Here is a 17,763-nt window from a genome sequence, read left to right on the forward strand (position 1 = left end):
TATCAACATAATCTGCCACCTCAGATACAACAAACCTTGTACTGCAATTCCCACGACCCGAGCTGCCAAGTTTCCGTTTCTGAGGGAATCCTGGGTTTTCTCGGCACCACCTGTCTATCGTCGCACGAGATACGTCAAACAGACGCATCAGGTCCTTGATTTTGCAGTAGGTGTTTTTTGAGATCCAAGTTGGCAGGTGTTCTTTTGACATATGAAAGTCCTTTGTTGGTTAACCGCTATGTCGAGTAACGGTTTCATGCACCGTAACCCCGACCTTTTCACCAGAACGTTCTTGGCATCCTGTTTCAGCTGCGAGAGCGAAAGCCAACAAGAATACCTTTTTCCTCAGTCATCGCGAGTTGCCACATACCCATATTTCATGTCTGCAAAGATGAAATGCACGGAATTTTATTCGACATCGCTATTGGTGATGCTCTGGGCAACACATCAGAAGGATATCGTCCGCAAGATCGGAACCGGGCAATTGGTGAAATCAATAACTACCGGCCTCAGCGTCATGCAACCTCAATGGTCATTCTAATATGTCCTTGAAAACTCGTAGCTACCTTGAACTGATGATCTACGTTGCAAAAGGCTTTTCCAGAATAGGTGATGAATGAAGATCTTGGCGAAAGTCTCACGTGGGCCGCAGAAGGGTGAGATCGTCACGCCTCATCGCCACGAAGATGGGACGTATGTCGTGTCTCTTAAACGTTTTGAGCGAGACTACATCCGTGTCACCACCTCGGAAGGCTTTGCGTCCGAAATTCGGAAGGGACTGAAAGGGCGCATGTCTTCACATGCCGTAAAGGGTCCACGGCTGTTCAGTCAATAATCGACACACATTTAAAAGTAACGGCCCAAAGCGGACGTTGACCACCACCAATCGCGCTGCGTTGCAGCTTCACCGAAACGGATTTTTGTAGTCAGCGCAGCATGTTGACGAACTGGATAACCGCTGTGCGGGAAAAAACGGGCTTTCGCCACAGTTGCACCAACGTCCGGTCTTAACACTTTTCGTAGCTTTCGACGTGGTCTGGCGGCAGAAGTGGATGTGTGAACGCACCGCTGCCACATAACAAATGTTCAAAGCGCCTATTTACTTGCAAGCTTATCGGCATTCGTTCGAAGGTCCCATGTTATCGCAATATTTCAGGATACCCGAATGCTGTGGAAACCTACATCAATCTAGCTAACCGTCTGAACTATTCAGCGATATCTTCTGCCCAAAGTGCTGGTTTTTCTGTGATGAAGCGCTGCATCAGGGCGGTGCAATCAGGATCATTGGCGACGATCACCTCCACGCCTTTGGAGCGCAGGAAATCTTCGTTGCCGCCAAAGTTTGTGTTCTCGCCTATCACCACACGTGGGATGCCGAATTGGATGATCGTCCCGGTGCACATCATGCAAGGGCTCAGCGACGTATACAGCGTCGTGTCACGGTAGGTTTTCTGCCGTCCCGCTTTGCGCAGCGCGTCCATTTCACCATGCGCAATCGGATCGCCCTTTTGCACACGTTGATTGCGGCCCTGCGAAACAATTTCTCCGCCACGTGCCAGAACGGACCCAATCGGGCAACCGCCTTCGTCAAATCCGGCTTTGGCCTCGTCGTAGGCGATGCGCAAAAGGCGTGTGTCATCTGCGTTCATGTGTTTGTGTCCTTTGCCGTCAGGATTGGGCCGGAATAGTAGGGCAGTTTTTCAACAGTAGGATGCCAAATGTCTGCCCGTTGCAATTGGTCCATATGATCGGCGATTTGTTCCAAAGTGGCAAACCAAACGTCTTTGGTTTCCTGCGTTCTGGTGATCCAAGCCTCGACTTGGCTCCAGCGGGCCAACCGGCCGGTGAGAAAGGGATGGATGATCAACATGAAGAACCCGCCAGCATCATACTGCGCGTCGAATTCCTCCCAAAACCCTCCAAGACCTTTGGAGGGGGCTGCGACTGGCATCATATATCCGATTTCGTCGTAGTGAGCGAAGGGTGGCCAGTCGTCCGTCCCCCAATGCACTGGCATCTCGTAGAGCGACCCCTTTGCCGTTTTCAACTGATAGGGGATGTCATCCGCCATCATCGAGCTGTCGTAGCGCATCCCGTGTTCGATCATCAGATCCACCACTTCTTGCGTGATGTTGTAGACTGGCGCGCGATAGCCAAGCGGCTTTTGCCCGCAGATGCGTTGATGTATATCCAGCGTGCGCTCAAACCACTCACGCTGCTGGCCACGCGTTTTGATCGGGTCTTCATGTAGATACCCGTGGTGGCCAATCTCATGACCGTCTTTCAGGATCGCCTCCGCCACATCTGGATAGGTTTCCAGACACCAGCCAGGTATAAAGAACGATTGTTTCAGCCCCAGACGACGATAGGTGTCAAGGATGCGAGGCAAAGCTACCAAAGGGCCGTAGCGGCCCATTGAGATAGGATAAAGGCGATCAAAGCTGTCCTCAGGCTTGGCGATGTGGATGAGACTGTCCGCATCCATATCGAATGTAATCGCTACTGCACATTTCGCGCCATTTGGCCAAGGGATCGGATTGCGGATCATGGATTAACTTTCATTTAGAACGTGGGCGCTGGCAGTGTCCCATGACAGCCAGATTTCCGCACCGCTCTTGAGGTCGAACTTGGACAATTCGCGTTCCTGCATCTGGACTTTGAACTCATGGCCCTGTGCATCTTCCAGAAACAGCGTGACCATGGAGCCAACGAATTCCTCCGAGATCAACTTGCACTGCGCTTTGTTACTGCCCTCGGGCTCACCCATGGAAATGTGGACCAGATCAGCCGAGATGACAAAGCTGGCGTTATGGCCTTCGGTCAAACGTACTTCGTTTGTGGGCACGGTGAAGTCACCTGATGGCGTGGTGATACGTGCGGTGTCATCTGACAACGACGCGACATTGCCCGACAGGATATTATTACGCCCCACAAACTCGGCGACAAATTGGTTCGCAGGTTCTCGGTAGATGTCCTTAGGGGAGCCGATTTGGGCAATCTCGCCTTTACCCATGATGATGACGCGGTCTGCCATAGCAAAGGCTTCTGATTGGGAGTGGGTGACGTAAACAAAGGTAATGCCCAACTCTCGTTGTAGATCGGTCAGGACTGCCTGCATGCGGATCACAAGGTGGGCATCAAGCGCCGAGAGCGGCTCATCCAGTAGCAGAATCTGCGGTTCCATGACCAGTGACCGCGCAAGTGCTACGCGCTGTTTCTGGCCTCCGGACAGGGTCGAAATATCGCGATCCGCAAACTCGAGGATATCCATCTTGGCCAACCATTTAAGAGCGCGTTCGCGCCGCTCGGCCTTGTCCACGCCACGCATTTTAAGGCCGAACTCGACGTTCTCGCGGGCTGTCAGAAATGGGAACAGCGCCAGCGATTGCCAGACCAGTGGCGTATCCCGCTCGTGCGGTGCCACATCGTTCATCCCGCGGTCGTTCAGGCGGATTTCACCGACGCTGGGGGTCTCAAGTCCGGCAAGCATCCGCAGGGTGGTGGTTTTCCCACAGCCAGATGGCCCCATGATTGCCAGAAATTCACCTTCGCGAATTTCGAAATCGAGCTCTTTCACCGCAACGAAATTGCCGAAGTTTTTTTGGACTTTGTCAAAGACAACCAGCGGTTTGCTCATGTTTTGATGCTCTTCATTTGGCGGCTGGCGAAAAAGACTTGGGCCAGCACAACGAGGGTCATGGAAATTAGAAATACAAAGGTCCCAATGGCATTGACCTGTGGGTCGATGTTGCCTTGAACGATCTCAAGGATGATCACTGGCAGGGTCTTGTTCAGACCGGAGACGAACCATGAAACGGCGAATTCATCGAAGGACACAGCAGCTGTCAGGAACAGCGCCGAGAAGATCGCGGGTTTGCAAAACGGAATGATGACATGGCGCATGGTTTGCCATTCGGAGCCGCCAAGGTTCCACGCGGCTGATTCCAGATCAGGATCCATCTGGTTCAGGCGCAACCGGATGACGGCCATGGCAAAGGGTGCGGTTAAAACACTATGCGCGATGATGATCGAATAGAGTTGCCCTGACATGCCGATTTTCGAGAACCAAGCCAGCATAGCCAGCGCCATAATGATGAGCGGAATAGTGGGCGGCAGCAAGATCAAGGCGAGGTACGGACCCTTAAAGCGGAAGTTGTACCGAAAGTCGGAATACGCGGTGCAAAACCCAAGGAAGGTTGCGATGAGGGCGGTGGAGCACGACACGATCAAGCTGTTCAGTGCGGCCTCCCAAACATCGGGATCAGCGAGAATTTTTGCATACCATTCTGTCGTGAATTCGCCCAACGGAATGGTGGGGAACCGTTGGGAGTTGAACGAAAAGATCATGCTGAAAATGATTGGTGCAAAGACGAAGGCAAATACCATCGCCACATAGATGCCAAGGACGACGTTAAGAGTGCGGCTCTGATTCATTTCGCGCCCTTCTTCTTGCGGTATGCCAAGGCGATGCCAGTAAAGGCGATGGCGAAAAGCGTACCCATCATCATTATTGCGACCACTGCGGCACGTGGCCACTGCTGGCCTGATTTGGTGGTATCAAGGATCAAGATCGGCAAGGTGGGTTCCTGCGATCCACCCAGATAGAACGGGGCCACAAAGTCACCAAACGACAGGATGAAACAAAAGATAGCGGCGATGATTAGACCTGTCTTGGACAGCGGGATGATCACCTGCCAGATGGTTCTGAAGGCGGAGCAACCTAGGTTGCGGGCCGCCTCGATCAGGTTCTTGTCTATGTTGGCCATCGTCACAGTTTGCAAGATCACAACCAATGGCAGCGTCAGGGTCATATAGCCGACAAGTGTGCCGAAATTGGTGTTGAGCATCGTGTAGGGACCAAGGCCGATGTAGTTGAGCATACCGTTGATTACGCCATTCTCGGACAAGATGACGAACCATGAAAAGGTGCGTACCAGATAGCTTGTGAAAAACGGGATGATCAGCAGGAAGATTGCCCAGCGGCGGGTGTTTTCAGACGCGCGGAAAGCCAGTGCAAATGCGGCAGGAAAGGCGATGCACATCGCACAGAGGGTCGAGACCCCAGCTATGAAAACCGTGTACCAATAGCTGTCCCAGAAGTATCCGCGGCTCAGCATCTTGGACCAGTTCACAAATTCGAACGCCTCGGTCATGCGGTAGTTCTTCACAAGGAAGAACGACATCGCGACCATGAAGAGCACCGGTCCGACGAAGAAGATGAACTGCCAAAATATGATAGGAAGCCGCCATGTCAGCGCGTAGAGGTTGAGTTTTCGGTCGGCTGATGAAGGCATGTTCTAGGGGCAATCCTTTGGTGAAAAAGGGCGACCAGATGGCCGCCCGTTTATGTGTGTTCAGGTGACCCAATTAGGCGTTCTTGTACTCTGACCAGAAGTCGTTCCAATCCTCGAGACCCTGCTGCTGCGGGATATCGCGGTAATGGATGCGGCCCTCTTTGATCAATGTGATCGGATCTTGCGCATCGCCGTCGATCTGGTGCGACCGTGTGGCCTCGGCCAAGTCCGCCTCGATCAGGGCAGCGCGCCCCGCTTTGGTGACACAAAAACCCGGATAGGCCGCCATCTGTGCGGATTTCACCTGACCCACAGGGGACATCATGTATTGGATGAACTTTTTGACTTCGGCCGCTTTTTCGCTGCCCTTGCCGATGGAATAGCTTTCCGTGAATTGAATTCCGCCCTCTTTGGGAATGACTGATGCAACGGGTGCGCCGTCTTTTTCCAAAACGCCAGTGATCCAGTCACCGATACCGACCATCGCCTGCATATCACCATTCTTGAGGCCGTTGAACGTGCCGCCGTAATCAAAGAAACCACCGACCTGCTTACGTAGACCCAATGTGGTTTCTTGCACTGCGGCCCATTTGGCATCGTCCAGATCCCACAGGCCAGCACCGTTGCCATTATAGAGGCTCATCATGCCTAGCGTCGGCAGGTGCCAATCGAAATGGCCAACCTTGCCTTCAAGCTCCGGCTTCCAGAAGCACTCATAGCTTGTCGCTTCTTCGGCAGTAACCGAATTCTTGTTGTAAGAAACACCAAGGTGGCCACCGCGCAGCATCATGGAATACATCTTGCCATCGGCCCAGTGGCCGGGGAACTGTTTGAAGTCTTCGTGCAGCATGTCATCCAGCGGATAATCTGCTGGCTCCATCTCGTCGATGTAGCCCGCAAGGTTCAACTGTTGCACAAATTCGCCGTCAGACAGGATCAGGTCATACGTGCCGGGAGGGGATTGCGCGATCAGCGCCAGCATGTTGTCGCCACCTGCGTAATATTTGGGCACGAACTTGACGTTGTTCGCGGCTTCATATTCCGCGACCATATCCGGCTCGCCGTGACCGTACCACGCCAGCATATTGATCTCGGTTGTGGCGGCCCAAGCGCGGCTAACGAAAGGAGTGGTCAAAACCGCAGCGCCGCCTGCTTTGAGTAGTTGGCGGCGGTTTAGGCCATACAAAGAGGAATTCAGTGTTGGTCTCATCATCGTCTTCTCCCAGTTGGTCGCCCTTTCGCAGAAAGGAGCATTCGTTGCTGTGCTGAACCGTTAGGTTCGGCGCTGACTTAGAGGAATGCTATTGCAAGACGGCAGTTTTGGGAAATTTATCGTTGATATGTCTGCATAATGAGCGCTTATCCAGAATGAATGCCCAAAGATTGTGCTTCTAGCATTTTTACGATGGCATCAATCGCTGCATATCCGCCCGCACCCAACTGCGCCTGTCGCGCAAACAGACCAATGTGCAAAGGGGGCAATACGGGGAGGCCGTCTTTTTCGGTGAACTTGCGCATACCGCTTTGAACTGTTGGAGCCGTCAGACAGGACAGGCCCAACCCGTCGTGGACTGCACGTTGAACACCGCCGATCCCGGGGCTCGAATAGGCAATACGCCAGCTTTTTCCCGCCAGTTTCAATGCAGTGGTCATTCGGTCCCGATAGACACATCCATAGGGATGAACGACAAGTGGGATGTCGGACGCAGCAGGGATGTCGAAGTCAGTTGCGCCAACCCACGTGGGTTGTTCTTTCCAGTTGCGGAACAGGAATTGCTGATCGTCCCCGTCAAACAGGGCAACCGCTATGTCGATCTCGTTACTGCGCAGGGCGGTTAGAACGTGCTTGGATAAGTCGCAGCGTATTTCGACCTGCACTTCTGAATATTTTCGGACGACATCGGTCAGGCAGGATTGAAGTGTGTTCACGGCATAATCTACTGGCAAGCCAACCCGCAGTTTTGAGGATTCGCTTGGCTTCTCGAATTGCACCATAGCAAGATCGTTTAGACGCAGGATTTGTCGGGCATGAATTGCAAGCGCCTCGCCCCGTTCGGTTAGGGTGATTTCTTTGCCTTTACGCTCAATCAAGGCGTTCCCAACCGTTTCTTCCAGCCTTTTGATTTGCAAGCTGATTGCAGGTTGAGTCCGGCCCAAAATCTCTGCAGCCCGTGTAAAACTAGCTACTTCGATGACGGTTATGAAAGCTCTCAGAAGCTCTGTGGATAGATTGGTGACGCTCATGTTGGGTACATTAGCGTCACTTATTCTAGATAGAAACCTATAACGGCTCCGCATGCACTCGTTGTCCCGAGCCGCTATCCAAGCAAGACGAGGACGGCTTCAGCCACACCAATCGTGTCAGGTGCCACTAAAGGGGATAGATCAGCTGCGCTAATCCTCTCGACTGCTTTGCCAGATAAACGCAGCACACATTACACTCCGCCAGCAGCACGTTCACATGTGCTGCAATCGCTTTGGCAAGCGGACGATTGCTGTTTTCACAGATTTATCTCATCTTTGGAAACCCTCTTGGGTGAGCTTCGTGAAATGTGCGCTCGGCTTGGGTCCTAGACCGGAAATGCCATCTCGGGCTTGTAGGTCTTGAAGCTTTCGAGATACTGAGCGTTAGCCTGTCGCTGCCACTCTGTGTCCGGTTGAATGGCTGTGACGCATTTGTATTTCTTGCGGTATTCTGCGGTGTTTTCATTGTCTTCCATGACAATGGCCACCATGCCTGCTACTTTGCCCTTTTGCTTCTCAACCAATTGCACAGCACCGTGCATCGTTCCGCCAGTTTCAACCCATTGATCCACAAGCAAGACCCGCGTTTCTGGCGCAAAGGCTGGTAGGCGCATTTCCATCGCTTGCGTTTGACCCGAATAATTAGTCATGGATGCGATATCTGTATCGACGCACAACTTGCCAGTCTTGCGTATCGGCAGAAAGCCGCGCCCGATCCGCGCGGCAATGCCAGCAGCCAAAACAAAACCCATCGCGTCAAGTCCTGCGACAACATCAATATCGTCGGCATTCAGGTCGGCGCAGAGATCATCCAGCAGGTCATGATAGGCCTTGCCGTTGATGTAGATGGACGTCGGGTCCAGCCACGCAAATTTCTCGCCTTTGGTGTTCGGCGCCATCAACGAGAAGTACCAGCGGTCGTCTCTGGACCCTTTGTCGAATGTCATTTGATCGTCTCCCTTATTTCTGTGTGAGGTGCATGAGGTGTTTCAGGCGATCGGGGTCAATGTTGTAAAAGTCCCCCTCAAAATTGATGCCTGTTGCCACCATGAAAAGATCAACCGCGTCTGCGTAGTGCGCGGCGTTTTGAGGCGTAATTCCAGAGGCCAGCCCAAGGGCTGTGTCTGCGCAATGCTCCCGAAATATCTCGATTTTACCAACGTCTGCAGCGTGGCCAGTGGCGACGCCGGAGGTCACGACCACATCCATGTAGTTGGTGGCGATGCGTGCGCTCTTGCCATACTGTGCGGGATCAACATCGCGCTGTTTCTTGAAGGCGGTGCCACCGATATACAGACCGTCCCAACCACTCGTCTTGAGGATTTTTGCGATCTCATTTGCTTCGGGTTGATCATCCTCAGCACGGCGCTCGTCAATGCGGGCGTCATCCGCCCAATAGCCGTCAACCCGAATACCCTGAGCCTGAAGCTCACCCAGAATTGGAAATGCGAATTTACCGGTCACAGCCAGAAAGTTCACACCAAGCCAGTAGTCAGGAAACGCATGCCGCATCTCTTTGATAATCGGAACCAGCTTTTCTTTCTCGAAGTCGTGATTGATCAGAAAGACACCGGGACAGCCACCCTCTTTTGCTACCTCGATGTTACGCCGCACCTGTTCGGCATCAAGAACGTGAATAACAGGCAGTATAACAGGACCGGACGTGTCGAAGCATTTTTGGAAGTCTTGCCTGTTCATATTTACCTCAAGCTCGTGGATTTCGATCAAGGGTAGCATCGGCTCTGAAATTTAGAAAATTTATAGTTATTATCAGGTCATAAGGTATGCAAATGATGATCTATCAGATTTTTATCCGATACTTTTCTGTGCACCAGCGGTTGCCCTATGAAACGACGCAGTCACTAAAACAATATCTGGGCCGCCTAAGGTTTTTGCATTTAGACAGCCACAGTTGGACTATGGCCATTATGTAGACGTCTGGTCACATTGGTCAGCTATTTTTGCTTCAATGGCTGTTGATCTCACAAACTGGCCCTTGGTGCACGGCGCAGCGTCTGGTGCTTTCTGTCTCGAAGCTGACCTTGGATGCTGTGTCAACGCCGGGTAGTTGATGTGTGAGGGCAGGGCGCATCGGAGGATCCATAATGCAAACACCAAACTTACCCACCCTTCGCGCACTTCGCCCCGCTTGGAATAAGGTTCGCATCGTTGACCAGAAACGGCCGTTGGAGCCCAAACATGTCCGGGCGATCCGTGTCAGGCTTGAACTCGCCGAGAACCATTGCGATCTGGCTTTGTTCAGTATGCCCGCCTCGTGCGGGCTTCGGTTTCGTCCATCGGTTTGGAGATGGCCGCCTATGGGATCCATTCATTGCAACGCACAAAGGTCACTCAGATTTATAAGAAGACGGGCCACCTGCGCGCCGTTCAGCTTCTGCTGGGGCATACGAGGATGGGCAGCACTGTCAGACATATGGACGTTGAACTTGAAGATGCGTTGGCAATAGCAGAAGCTAATGAAATATAAGCACTTGGGCCGTCCGCCACGGACTTCCCAAAGCGGTCATTGCCGCGTGAACGCGACTCTGCGGTGCAGCCTCCACATTACAGACGTTTGCCCATCATGCCTTTCTTATCATATCATGAGCGAAGCTTGGAGCTTAGTCTGAATTGCCTCAACTCTACCAAATTATCCTTACCAGCATCTCGCATCAGTAATTACCACCATCTTCAGATACAGACAGCAGCTTAGGAAAAAGGGCTTTAAAATTCGTATTCTCAAGTTGATATCAGAACAAAAATTATCTGCTTTTGATATTTCATACGGATACGCTGGCTAAGATAGCTTCACGCTTGCATTGTTTTTTGGATTCATTTTCGATGACCTGTCCACGCTTCAAAACGACAATCTGATCCGCGAGCTCATATGCAAAATCAAAGTACTGCTCGACCAGAATAATCGTCATATCGCCTCGATCCCGCAGCAGGCTTATGACTTTTCCGATATGTTGGATAATGTTGGGTTGAATGCCTTCTGTTGGCTCATCCAACAAGAGTAGTTTAGGTTTGGTGATGAGCGCACGAGCAATGGCCAACTGCTGTTGTTGCCCTCCAGACAGATCACCACCGCGACGGTGCGCCATCTCATTTAGGACGGGAAACAGCTCAAAAATATCATCGGGGATAAAATGCTCTGATCTGGGCAGGCAGGCAAATCCCGTCTGCAGGTTTTCGCGCACAGTCAGCAACGGGAAAATATCGCGCCCCTGCGGGACGTAGCCGACGCCTAGCTGTGCCATTTTATGTGCCCCAACCTGACCTAAACACTGGCCGTCGAAAGTAAGATTACCTCCCGATCGTGGGTGCGTGCCCGAGATCGCCCTGAGTAGACTGGTTTTGCCCACGCCATTGGTTCCCATGACGCAGGTTACTTCCCCCAGTTGGGCCTGCATCGAAATGTCATAGAGGATCTGCGAGTTGCCGTAATGCAGGGAGAGGCTCTGTATATCCAACATATTCTAGCGCCCCAGATAGACGTCGATTACGTCTTGGTTTTTGGTCACATGATCGAGGCTGCCTTCGGCGAGAACGGAGCCTTCGTGCAGCACGGTCACTTTGCACTCAAGGCGGCGTACGAATTCCATGTCATGCTCGACCACGACTACTGCGCGGGTCTTGGCCGCCTCAACTAGGATCGCGGTGGTTTTCTCGCGCTCGGCTGGCGTCATGCCAGCGGCAGGTTCATCGACAAGCAGCAATTGTGGTTCTTGGGCCAGCAGCATCCCGATTTCAAGCCATTGCTTTTGACCGTGGCTCAGCTCACCCGAGACACGCAGCAGCGCGTCGTTCAGACCAATCTGATGGGCGAGTTCTTCGACACGGGCGAAGTCATCCTTGGAAGGTCGAAAGAACAGCACAGCCAAAAGCGCGCGGTCTTTGCGCAGGGCCATCATCAGGTTTTCCTGCACGGTCTGCTCTTCGAAGACAGTCGGCTTCTGAAACTTTCGCCCGATGCCTGCATGAGCAATTTTTGCCTCCGACATGCCGATGAGCGAGGTGCTTTTCTCACCCCACAAGATGTGGCCAGCGTCGGGTCTGGTTTTACCCGTAACGATGTCCATGAACGTTGTCTTCCCCGCGCCGTTAGGGCCAATCACCGCGCGCAGCTCTTCACTTGCGATCTGGAACGACAGATTGTTGATTGCGCGGAAACCATCAAAGCTGACGGTGACGCCCGAGACTTCCAAAAGCGTGTTCATGCGTCTGTTTCCTTGCGTCTGCTTTTCAAAAGATCAATCAAACCGCCGATGCCGTTTGGCGCGTAAAGTGTGACCAAGACAAAACTGAGGCCCAGCAGGACCAGCCACCAGTCCACCCATTTGACCGTGTAGAAGCCCAAAGGCACGTCCGGTGCTTGACCGCCTGTGAACCAGCTTGAGACAAGGCTGACAAAGGCCGTGCCGATAACCGCACCATAAAGGCGCCCGCGACCGCCTATTGCCACCCAAACGGCAAGGTAGATCGAGGCGATGGGGGCGACTTCGGCGGGGTTGATAATGCCCGCTTGAGGATAATAGAGCGCACCTGCGATGCCTGAAATGCAAGCCGTAAGGGTGAATACAGCCAGTTTGTAGGTCTCGACCGAATATCCCAGAAACCGCACCCGCGCCTCGTTATCGCGGATGCCTTGGATGACCGAGCCGAACTTGCCCGACACAACCCAAGCCACCAGCAGATAGCCCAGGGCAAGCGCCAGTGCCGAAGCCCAGAAGAACCACAGCGATACAACCGATTGCGGGGCGGTCACACCAGGGAGGTTTTGTAGACCGGACAGCCCGTTGTTGCCACGCAAGCCACTGGCATTCTGGAACAGATAGAGCGACAGGCCGAGTGTCATGGCTTGTGTCAAGATTGACAGGTAGACGCCTGTGACACGGCTGCGGAATGCAAGCCAGCCAAAGACGAGCGCGAGGATGCCGGGGACCACAACGACGAAGGCGAGCTGCACCATCAGACTGTCCGCAAAGGCCCAGATTAATGGAAACTCGCTGCTGCCCACAACGCCGAATATCTGATTGCCGATGCCGGTGCTGATCTCTTCGGGGGTTGGCGGCAATACCCCCTCTGAAAGCGAAGTCTCGACAATCTGGCGGGTACGCTCGTACATCAGCCACATGCCGATCATATAGCCCCCCAGCCCGAAGAAGGCGAAATGGCCCAGCGACAGAATGCCCGTGTAGCCCCAGATCAGGTCCATCGCGATGGCGATGAGGCAAAGGCACAGCGTCTTGCCCAGAACCTTTACGAAGCTGGTAGAAATTACCCCGATTCCCAACCCCTCGGAGAGGATCGTGACCCCCAGCGTGAACAGCGCCAATATGGACAGGAAGATCAGGACGGACGGGTTGCGCGCGATGAAGGAGCGTTCCATGGCTTCAATCCCCCGCCGCGCGGCCTTTGAGGGCGATGATGCCCCTTGGCCGGAACTGGATGAAGATGATGATAAAGATGATCATATATGTTTGCGCGGCCAACGTGTTGGAGGGGTTCAGGAATTCGACCCCCTTCTGGAACCCGCCGATCATCGCCGCCCCTGCCAGCGTGCCCCAGATATTGCCAACGCCGCCGACGACAACGGTCATAAAGCTTTGTACGATATAGTCGCTGCCCATCTCGGAGGTCACCTTGGCAAACAGCCCGATGGCGACACCTGCTATGCCCGCAATGCCAGAGCCAATCCCGAAAGTCAGCATGTTAACGCGGTCGGGGTTGATGCCCATGCTTGCTGCCATCTTTGGGTTTTGGGTAACTGCGCGTGTCTCCAACCCCAGCCGCGTCCGCTTCATGATAAATAGAAACAGCGCCAGAAATAGCAGCGCGAGGATGAAGATGGCGATGCGGATATAGCTGATCGAGACGACATCATTGATGACCCATGCCCCGTCCAACCACGCAGGCGAGGTCAGCGGGCGGGCCTGCGTGCCAAAGATGTTCTTGGCCAGTTGTTGGAGCGCGATAGAGACGCCAAAAGTTGCCAAGAGCGTCTCGAGCGGGCGATGATACAGCCAGCGCACAACGAGCCGCTCAAGCGCAACCCCTGCAGCAAAGGTCACCACAAATGCCAGCGGCACAGCAATGAGGATGGAGGCTGTGTGATTGGGCACGAAGAGCTGCACCACATAGCCGGTATAGGCACCCATCATGATAAATTCGCCATGGGCCATATTGATGACCCCCATCACGCCAAAGGTGATGGCAAGGCCAATGGCGGCGAGGAAATAGATCGACGCAAGCGAGAGCGCATCAAGCCCAAGATCGGCTGCTTGGCTAATCGCGACGCGGGTCTCGGAGGCGGCGAGTGCGGCTTCGGCAGCTTTGGTGACTGCCTCCGAGGGCTCGTCGTAGACGTCGAAGAAACGGAAACTTGCGAGGCTCGCATCGATGTCCTCTTGCGTGACCCGTGGCGCTGCCAAGCCGCCTGTGACCAACGCGTCATAAGCTCTGTCGCGTGCGGACTCGGTCGAGAGTTGTATCACGGGAATATCTGCAATGCGGCCTGCGATGATGTTCGCCTCAAGGACGGCATCACGGGCGTCCGCTGTGATTTGAAGAGGCGCATCGCCTCCTGCGATCATGAGATCATAGGCTTGGATACGGGGCAAAGCATCAGTACCGACAGTCAATTCACGCGCGATATTGCCCTCTGGCATCGTTTGGGACACTATTCTTTTCGTGGTGAGGATCGGATTGAGGGTCGCGCGAAAATCTACACCCAGATCACCCGACATATCGTTAATCGCACCGACGCGGGTGGGGATATCGTCATCATAAGCCATGCTCATTAGCCGTTCCAACCGCGTTTTGCGGGCAAGGATAGCGGCGTCCTGCTCCCCCTCAATTGAGGCACGCAGGGGCGCGAGTAATGCCGCCTCGGGATCACGCGCAATTGAATCCAGCGCGTCGGCACGTTTGGCGGGATCGGAGTCAGAGAGTTGGAATTGCACCAAAGCTGTGGCGATCATGGCACGCACACCGCTGTTGGGTTTGAGCTGTTTCAGATCGGTAGAGGTAGCGGTGCCGACCTCTGCTCCGTCATCGAAGCTTTGTAAAGTGTAGCTGCCATCGTCATTCTTCGTCGCGGCAAGAAACAACCCATCTGCTTTTCGCTGCCACATCTGCTTGCCCTGCCAAACCTCCAACACGTTTTGCATTTGGGGCAATCCACTGGCCACCAGCGCATCAATCGCAGGGCCAATCGTGCGCCGCGAGCTTTTCTCGATCAGTGCGCGCTGGGTTTGCAGCACGTCCTGAACGGGGGTCATTTGGGCAAGGGCTAAATGGCCAAAGGACAACGCAAAGCACAAGGCCAGCAGCAGGCTTTTCATATTTCAAATTCCGGATAATAGGAGGTGGAGGGCACGCGCAAACGTGCCCTCACAAGGGGATCAGTAGTTGGAGAGCGTCTGAACGCAGGTCTTCGTCTCGGTGTTGTACATACCGCAACCCAGCTCTTTCCAATCCGACACCAATTTGGCGGATTCAGGTAGGAAGTCGGTCCAGGCATCGCCGGGTACTTCGGCTGTTTGGCTGATAATGTCGAACTGACCCTCTGCCGTTATCTCGCCGATCAAAACCGGCTTAGACAAGTGGTGGTTGGGCAGCATTACGGCTGTACCGCCTGTCAGGTTCGGGAATTCCTGCCCGTACATCGCGCTGCGCACGGCATCCACGTCTGCGCTGCCTGCTTCTGTCACCGCGTTCACCCACATGTTGAAGCCGATGTAGTGCGCCTCCATCGGGTCATTGGTAACACGCTCTGCGCCCATCCGCTCTTTCCATGCTGCGATCCACTCGGTGTTGGCGGGCGTGTCTGCGGACTGGAAATAGTTCCAAGCGGCAAGGTGGCCAACAAGGTTGCTGGTATCCAGACCGGAGAGTTCTTCCTCACCCACGGAAAAGGCTACGACAGGAATGTCATCTGCGGAAACACCGGCGGCGGTGAGTTCTTTGTAGAAGCCGATGTTGGCGTCACCGTTGATCGTTGAAATCACGCCGACCTTTTTGCCATCCGCCCCGAGGGCCACAACATCCGCCACGATCTTGGACCAATCGGAGTGACCAAAGGGCGTGTAGTTCACAAATATGTCGCTGTCCGCGATGCCTTTGGATTGCAGGTAGGCCTCAAGGATATTGTTCGTGGTGCGCGGATAGACATAGTCGGTGCCCAGCAACGCGAATTTCTCGATACCGAGCTCTTCAAGAAAATAATCCGTGGCAGGGATCGCCTGCTGGTTCGGCGCGGCACCGGTGTAGAAGACATTTTTGGAGCTTTCCTCACCCTCGTATTGAACAGGATAGAACAGCAGGCCGTTGAGCTCTTCGATCACAGGCAGCACGGATTTGCGCGAAACAGAAGTCCAGTTGCCAAAGATCACATCGACCTCTTGTACCGTCAGCAATTCACGCGCCTTTTCGGCAAAGAGCGGCCAGTCGGAGGCCGGATCGACGACGACTGCCTCAAGCTCGCAGCCCAGAACGCCACCCTTGGCGTTTTGCTGGTCAATCAGCATTTCCATCGTATCTTTCAGCGTAGTCTCGGAAATGGCCATGGTGCCCGAAAGTGAATGCAGTACCCCCACTTTTATGGGGCAGTTAGCGGCAAAAGCAGGCAGCGCCGTTGATAGCGTCAGGGCGGCGACAAAAGCAGATGTTGTTTTCATGTGATTTCTCCATGCAGAGATCACCAATGCATCTTGTTCTCACAAGTCATGCACCTTAGCTAATCTCTGCAACTTAAATGTTGCAAACCGTGTGGCGGCCGGTCTGAGGTCCAATTCATCCAGTCGTCACACACCCCGTGTTCAGTGATGCTCGATTCGAGAACAGGGGTTGGGCTATCGTTGCTGCGTCGCGGCAATATGGCCAATTTCTTGACCTGTTTATCATCCCTATCACTCAAATCCGCCTGCAAATTAGGCGACGTGGCCGTTTGTCGCCTTCAATTTAATCACTTCCGAAATGATCAGAGCTAATTTCATGCTCACAACTGCCGTCAGGCCGTGTGGTGTGATGCAATTGGGCACAAGAAACTTTGGCGTCGGAGGCCTCAAATCACCCTTACTGTTCCCATAAGTGTTCCACCGGCGAGCACCCTACAGCCGCGTGCAATCGGGTCCGCGAAGGTCTCTGTGTATGGCGACGTGGCTGGCAAAACACGACTACGGGACCTCCGCCAATCAGGATCGCTCAAGCTGATCTTTCCGCAAACGCACCGCAAGGATGCCGAGGTGATTTTGGTCAATACGGCGGGCGGCATTACGGGCGGTGATCGTTTTGATTTGGATATCGAGGTGTTGGACGGTGCCAAACTGACCCTGACCACACAAGCAGCCGAGCGGGCGTACCGCGCGCAAGTCGGCGAGGTCGGGCGTGTCGCAACGCGGCTTACAGTTCAAGATGGCGGCTGTTTGCACTGGCTTCCGCAAGAGTTGATCCTCTATGACCGCTGCGCGTTGCACAGACGCCTTGAAATATCGCTGGCGCCTCAAGCGCGGTTTTTGATGGTGGAGCCTTTGGTTTTCGGGCGCGCTGCGATGCCGGAGAGATTGGACGATATCCTTTTTCAGGACCGCATCAGGATCATTTGCGATGGCAGACCGCTCTATGTTGATGGCATCGATTTGAGCGGAAACGCGACCGACCACCTTGCCCGCCCCGCGATCGCAAACGGTGCGGGTGCCATGGCGAGCGTTGTTTTTGTTGCTCCCGATGCCGAGGCACATCTGCCCACGCTGCGCGCCCTGCTGCCAGACAGCGCAGGTGCCAGCATGCTGTCGGGCGGCGTGCTGGTCGTCCGCCACCTTGCCGCGGACAGTTTCGAGCTGCGCCGCACGCTGGTCCCTGCGCTTGAGCATCTATCCAACCACACTTTACCCACGTCCTGGAGACTTTAATCCATGCAACTGACCCCCCGTGAAAAAGACAAACTGCTGATTGCGATGGCTGCCGAAGTTGCCCGCAAGCGGCTTGCCCGTGGCGTCAAGCTCAACCATCCCGAAGCGATTGCGCTGATCACTGATGCCGTGGTTGAGGGCGCGCGGGATGGCCGCTCTGTCGCGGATATGATGGAGGCGGGCGGCCATATTGTTACCCGCGAGCAGTGCATGGAGGGCATCGCGGAGATGATCCACGAAGTGCAGGTCGAAGCGACATTCCCCGACGGGACCAAACTGGTCACCGTCCACAATCCAATCCGTTAAGCACT

Annotated in this window: 16 protein-coding genes and 1 pseudogene; 3 read left to right on the forward strand and 14 right to left on the reverse strand. The window is 54.1% G+C overall.

From position 1 onward, the window contains the following. Positions 1-1,205: 1,205 nt before the first annotated feature. The 9 genes from Q0775_RS11380 to Q0775_RS11420 all read right to left on the reverse strand — a co-directional run bounded on the left by Q0775_RS11380 (position 1,206) and on the right by Q0775_RS11420 (position 9,236). Complete coding sequence (locus tag Q0775_RS11380) at positions 1,206-1,649, reverse strand: nucleoside deaminase (protein WP_298860587.1); 444 nt, start codon at positions 1,647-1,649, stop codon at positions 1,206-1,208. Continuing rightward, entirely contained in the window at positions 1,646-2,548 is a 903-nt protein-coding gene (locus tag Q0775_RS11385; RefSeq protein WP_298860590.1) for a polysaccharide deacetylase, read from the reverse strand. Before Q0775_RS11385 ends, Q0775_RS11380 begins: the two co-directional genes overlap by 4 nt. 3 nt (positions 2,549-2,551) lie before the next feature. Beyond that, a complete protein-coding gene (locus tag Q0775_RS11390) occupies positions 2,552-3,637 on the reverse strand; it encodes an ABC transporter ATP-binding protein (RefSeq protein WP_298860593.1) in 1,086 nt (361 codons plus the stop codon). Beyond that, on the reverse strand, positions 3,634-4,434 hold the full coding sequence (locus Q0775_RS11395) for an ABC transporter permease (RefSeq protein ID WP_298860596.1): 801 nt from the start codon (positions 4,432-4,434) through the stop codon (positions 3,634-3,636). The genes Q0775_RS11390 and Q0775_RS11395 overlap by 4 nt, the downstream gene beginning before the upstream one ends. Then, entirely contained in the window at positions 4,431-5,294 is an 864-nt protein-coding gene (locus tag Q0775_RS11400) for an ABC transporter permease (protein WP_298860600.1), read from the reverse strand. The genes Q0775_RS11395 and Q0775_RS11400 overlap by 4 nt, the downstream gene beginning before the upstream one ends. Before the next feature lie 73 nt (positions 5,295-5,367). Further along, complete coding sequence (locus Q0775_RS11405) at positions 5,368-6,507, reverse strand: extracellular solute-binding protein (protein ID WP_298860603.1); 1,140 nt, start codon at positions 6,505-6,507, stop codon at positions 5,368-5,370. Between the two features lie 146 nt (positions 6,508-6,653). Next, positions 6,654-7,538: a LysR family transcriptional regulator gene (locus tag Q0775_RS11410; RefSeq protein ID WP_298860606.1), complete on the reverse strand. Its 885-nt coding sequence runs from the start codon at positions 7,536-7,538 to the stop codon at positions 6,654-6,656. 326 nt (positions 7,539-7,864) lie between these two features. Further along, positions 7,865-8,485 (reverse strand): phosphoribosyltransferase family protein, encoded by a 621-nt coding sequence (locus Q0775_RS11415; RefSeq protein ID WP_298860609.1) that lies wholly within the window; start codon positions 8,483-8,485, stop codon positions 7,865-7,867. Between the two features lie 13 nt (positions 8,486-8,498). Then, positions 8,499-9,236: a BtpA/SgcQ family protein gene (locus tag Q0775_RS11420; protein WP_298860611.1), complete on the reverse strand. Its 738-nt coding sequence runs from the start codon at positions 9,234-9,236 to the stop codon at positions 8,499-8,501. Positions 9,237-9,643: 407 nt separating this feature from the next. Between Q0775_RS11420 and Q0775_RS11425 the strand changes: the two are divergent. Next, positions 9,644-10,026: pseudogene (locus tag Q0775_RS11425) on the forward strand (hypothetical protein). 292 nt (positions 10,027-10,318) lie between these two features. Here the strand turns inward: Q0775_RS11425 and urtE are convergent. The 5 genes from urtE to urtA are packed head-to-tail and all read right to left on the reverse strand — an operon-like array spanning position 10,319 to position 16,219. Then, on the reverse strand, positions 10,319-11,014 hold the full coding sequence (gene urtE / locus Q0775_RS11430) for an urea ABC transporter ATP-binding subunit UrtE (RefSeq protein ID WP_298860613.1): 696 nt from the start codon (positions 11,012-11,014) through the stop codon (positions 10,319-10,321). A gap of 3 nt (positions 11,015-11,017) precedes the next feature. Further along, on the reverse strand, positions 11,018-11,758 hold the full coding sequence (gene urtD / locus Q0775_RS11435; protein ID WP_298860616.1) for an urea ABC transporter ATP-binding protein UrtD: 741 nt from the start codon (positions 11,756-11,758) through the stop codon (positions 11,018-11,020). After that, a complete protein-coding gene (gene urtC / locus Q0775_RS11440; RefSeq protein ID WP_298860619.1) occupies positions 11,755-12,930 on the reverse strand; it encodes an urea ABC transporter permease subunit UrtC in 1,176 nt (391 codons plus the stop codon). The genes urtD and urtC overlap by 4 nt, the downstream gene beginning before the upstream one ends. Positions 12,931-12,934: 4 nt before the next feature. Further along, a complete protein-coding gene (gene urtB, locus Q0775_RS11445) occupies positions 12,935-14,884 on the reverse strand; it encodes an urea ABC transporter permease subunit UrtB (RefSeq protein ID WP_298860622.1) in 1,950 nt (649 codons plus the stop codon). Between the two features lie 60 nt (positions 14,885-14,944). Continuing rightward, positions 14,945-16,219 (reverse strand): urea ABC transporter substrate-binding protein, encoded by a 1,275-nt coding sequence (urtA, locus tag Q0775_RS11450; protein ID WP_298860624.1) that lies wholly within the window; start codon positions 16,217-16,219, stop codon positions 14,945-14,947. 480 nt (positions 16,220-16,699) lie between these two features. Here urtA and Q0775_RS11455 point away from each other — a divergent pair, with 480 nt between their 5' ends. Both Q0775_RS11455 and Q0775_RS11460 read left to right on the forward strand, forming a co-directional pair. Then, positions 16,700-17,452, forward strand: coding sequence for an urease accessory protein UreD (locus Q0775_RS11455; protein WP_298860626.1), 753 nt, complete (start codon positions 16,700-16,702; stop codon positions 17,450-17,452). Between the two features lie 3 nt (positions 17,453-17,455). After that, positions 17,456-17,758: an urease subunit gamma gene (locus tag Q0775_RS11460; protein WP_298860629.1), complete on the forward strand. Its 303-nt coding sequence runs from the start codon at positions 17,456-17,458 to the stop codon at positions 17,756-17,758. Positions 17,759-17,763: the final 5 nt, after the last annotated feature.

It is taken from the genome of uncultured Sulfitobacter sp., from assembly GCF_947499945.1.
In the GTDB taxonomy this organism is placed as follows: domain Bacteria; phylum Pseudomonadota; class Alphaproteobacteria; order Rhodobacterales; family Rhodobacteraceae; genus Sulfitobacter.

Excerpts from the sequence above, each read along its gene's own strand:
- Q0775_RS11380 (WP_298860587.1), bottom strand. The coding sequence starts at position 1,649 with ATGAACGCAGATGACACACGCCTTTTGCGCATCGCCTACGACGAGGCC.
- Q0775_RS11385 (WP_298860590.1), bottom strand. The coding sequence starts at position 2,548 with ATGATCCGCAATCCGATCCCTTGGCCAAATGGCGCGAAATGTGCAGTA.
- Q0775_RS11390 (WP_298860593.1), bottom strand. The coding sequence starts at position 3,637 with ATGAGCAAACCGCTGGTTGTCTTTGACAAAGTCCAAAAAAACTTCGGC.
- Q0775_RS11395 (WP_298860596.1), bottom strand. The coding sequence starts at position 4,434 with ATGAATCAGAGCCGCACTCTTAACGTCGTCCTTGGCATCTATGTGGCG.
- Q0775_RS11400 (WP_298860600.1), bottom strand. The coding sequence starts at position 5,294 with ATGCCTTCATCAGCCGACCGAAAACTCAACCTCTACGCGCTGACATGG.
- Q0775_RS11405 (WP_298860603.1), bottom strand. The coding sequence starts at position 6,507 with ATGATGAGACCAACACTGAATTCCTCTTTGTATGGCCTAAACCGCCGC.
- Q0775_RS11410 (WP_298860606.1), bottom strand. The coding sequence starts at position 7,538 with ATGAGCGTCACCAATCTATCCACAGAGCTTCTGAGAGCTTTCATAACC.
- Q0775_RS11415 (WP_298860609.1), bottom strand. The coding sequence starts at position 8,485 with ATGACATTCGACAAAGGGTCCAGAGACGACCGCTGGTACTTCTCGTTG.
- Q0775_RS11420 (WP_298860611.1), bottom strand. The coding sequence starts at position 9,236 with ATGAACAGGCAAGACTTCCAAAAATGCTTCGACACGTCCGGTCCTGTT.
- urtE (WP_298860613.1), bottom strand. The coding sequence starts at position 11,014 with ATGTTGGATATACAGAGCCTCTCCCTGCATTACGGCAACTCGCAGATC.
- urtD (WP_298860616.1), bottom strand. The coding sequence starts at position 11,758 with ATGAACACGCTTTTGGAAGTCTCGGGCGTCACCGTCAGCTTTGATGGT.
- urtC (WP_298860619.1), bottom strand. The coding sequence starts at position 12,930 with ATGGAACGCTCCTTCATCGCGCGCAACCCGTCCGTCCTGATCTTCCTG.
- urtB (WP_298860622.1), bottom strand. The coding sequence starts at position 14,884 with ATGAAAAGCCTGCTGCTGGCCTTGTGCTTTGCGTTGTCCTTTGGCCAT.
- urtA (WP_298860624.1), bottom strand. The coding sequence starts at position 16,219 with ATGAAAACAACATCTGCTTTTGTCGCCGCCCTGACGCTATCAACGGCG.
- Q0775_RS11460 (WP_298860629.1), top strand. The coding sequence starts at position 17,456 with ATGCAACTGACCCCCCGTGAAAAAGACAAACTGCTGATTGCGATGGCT.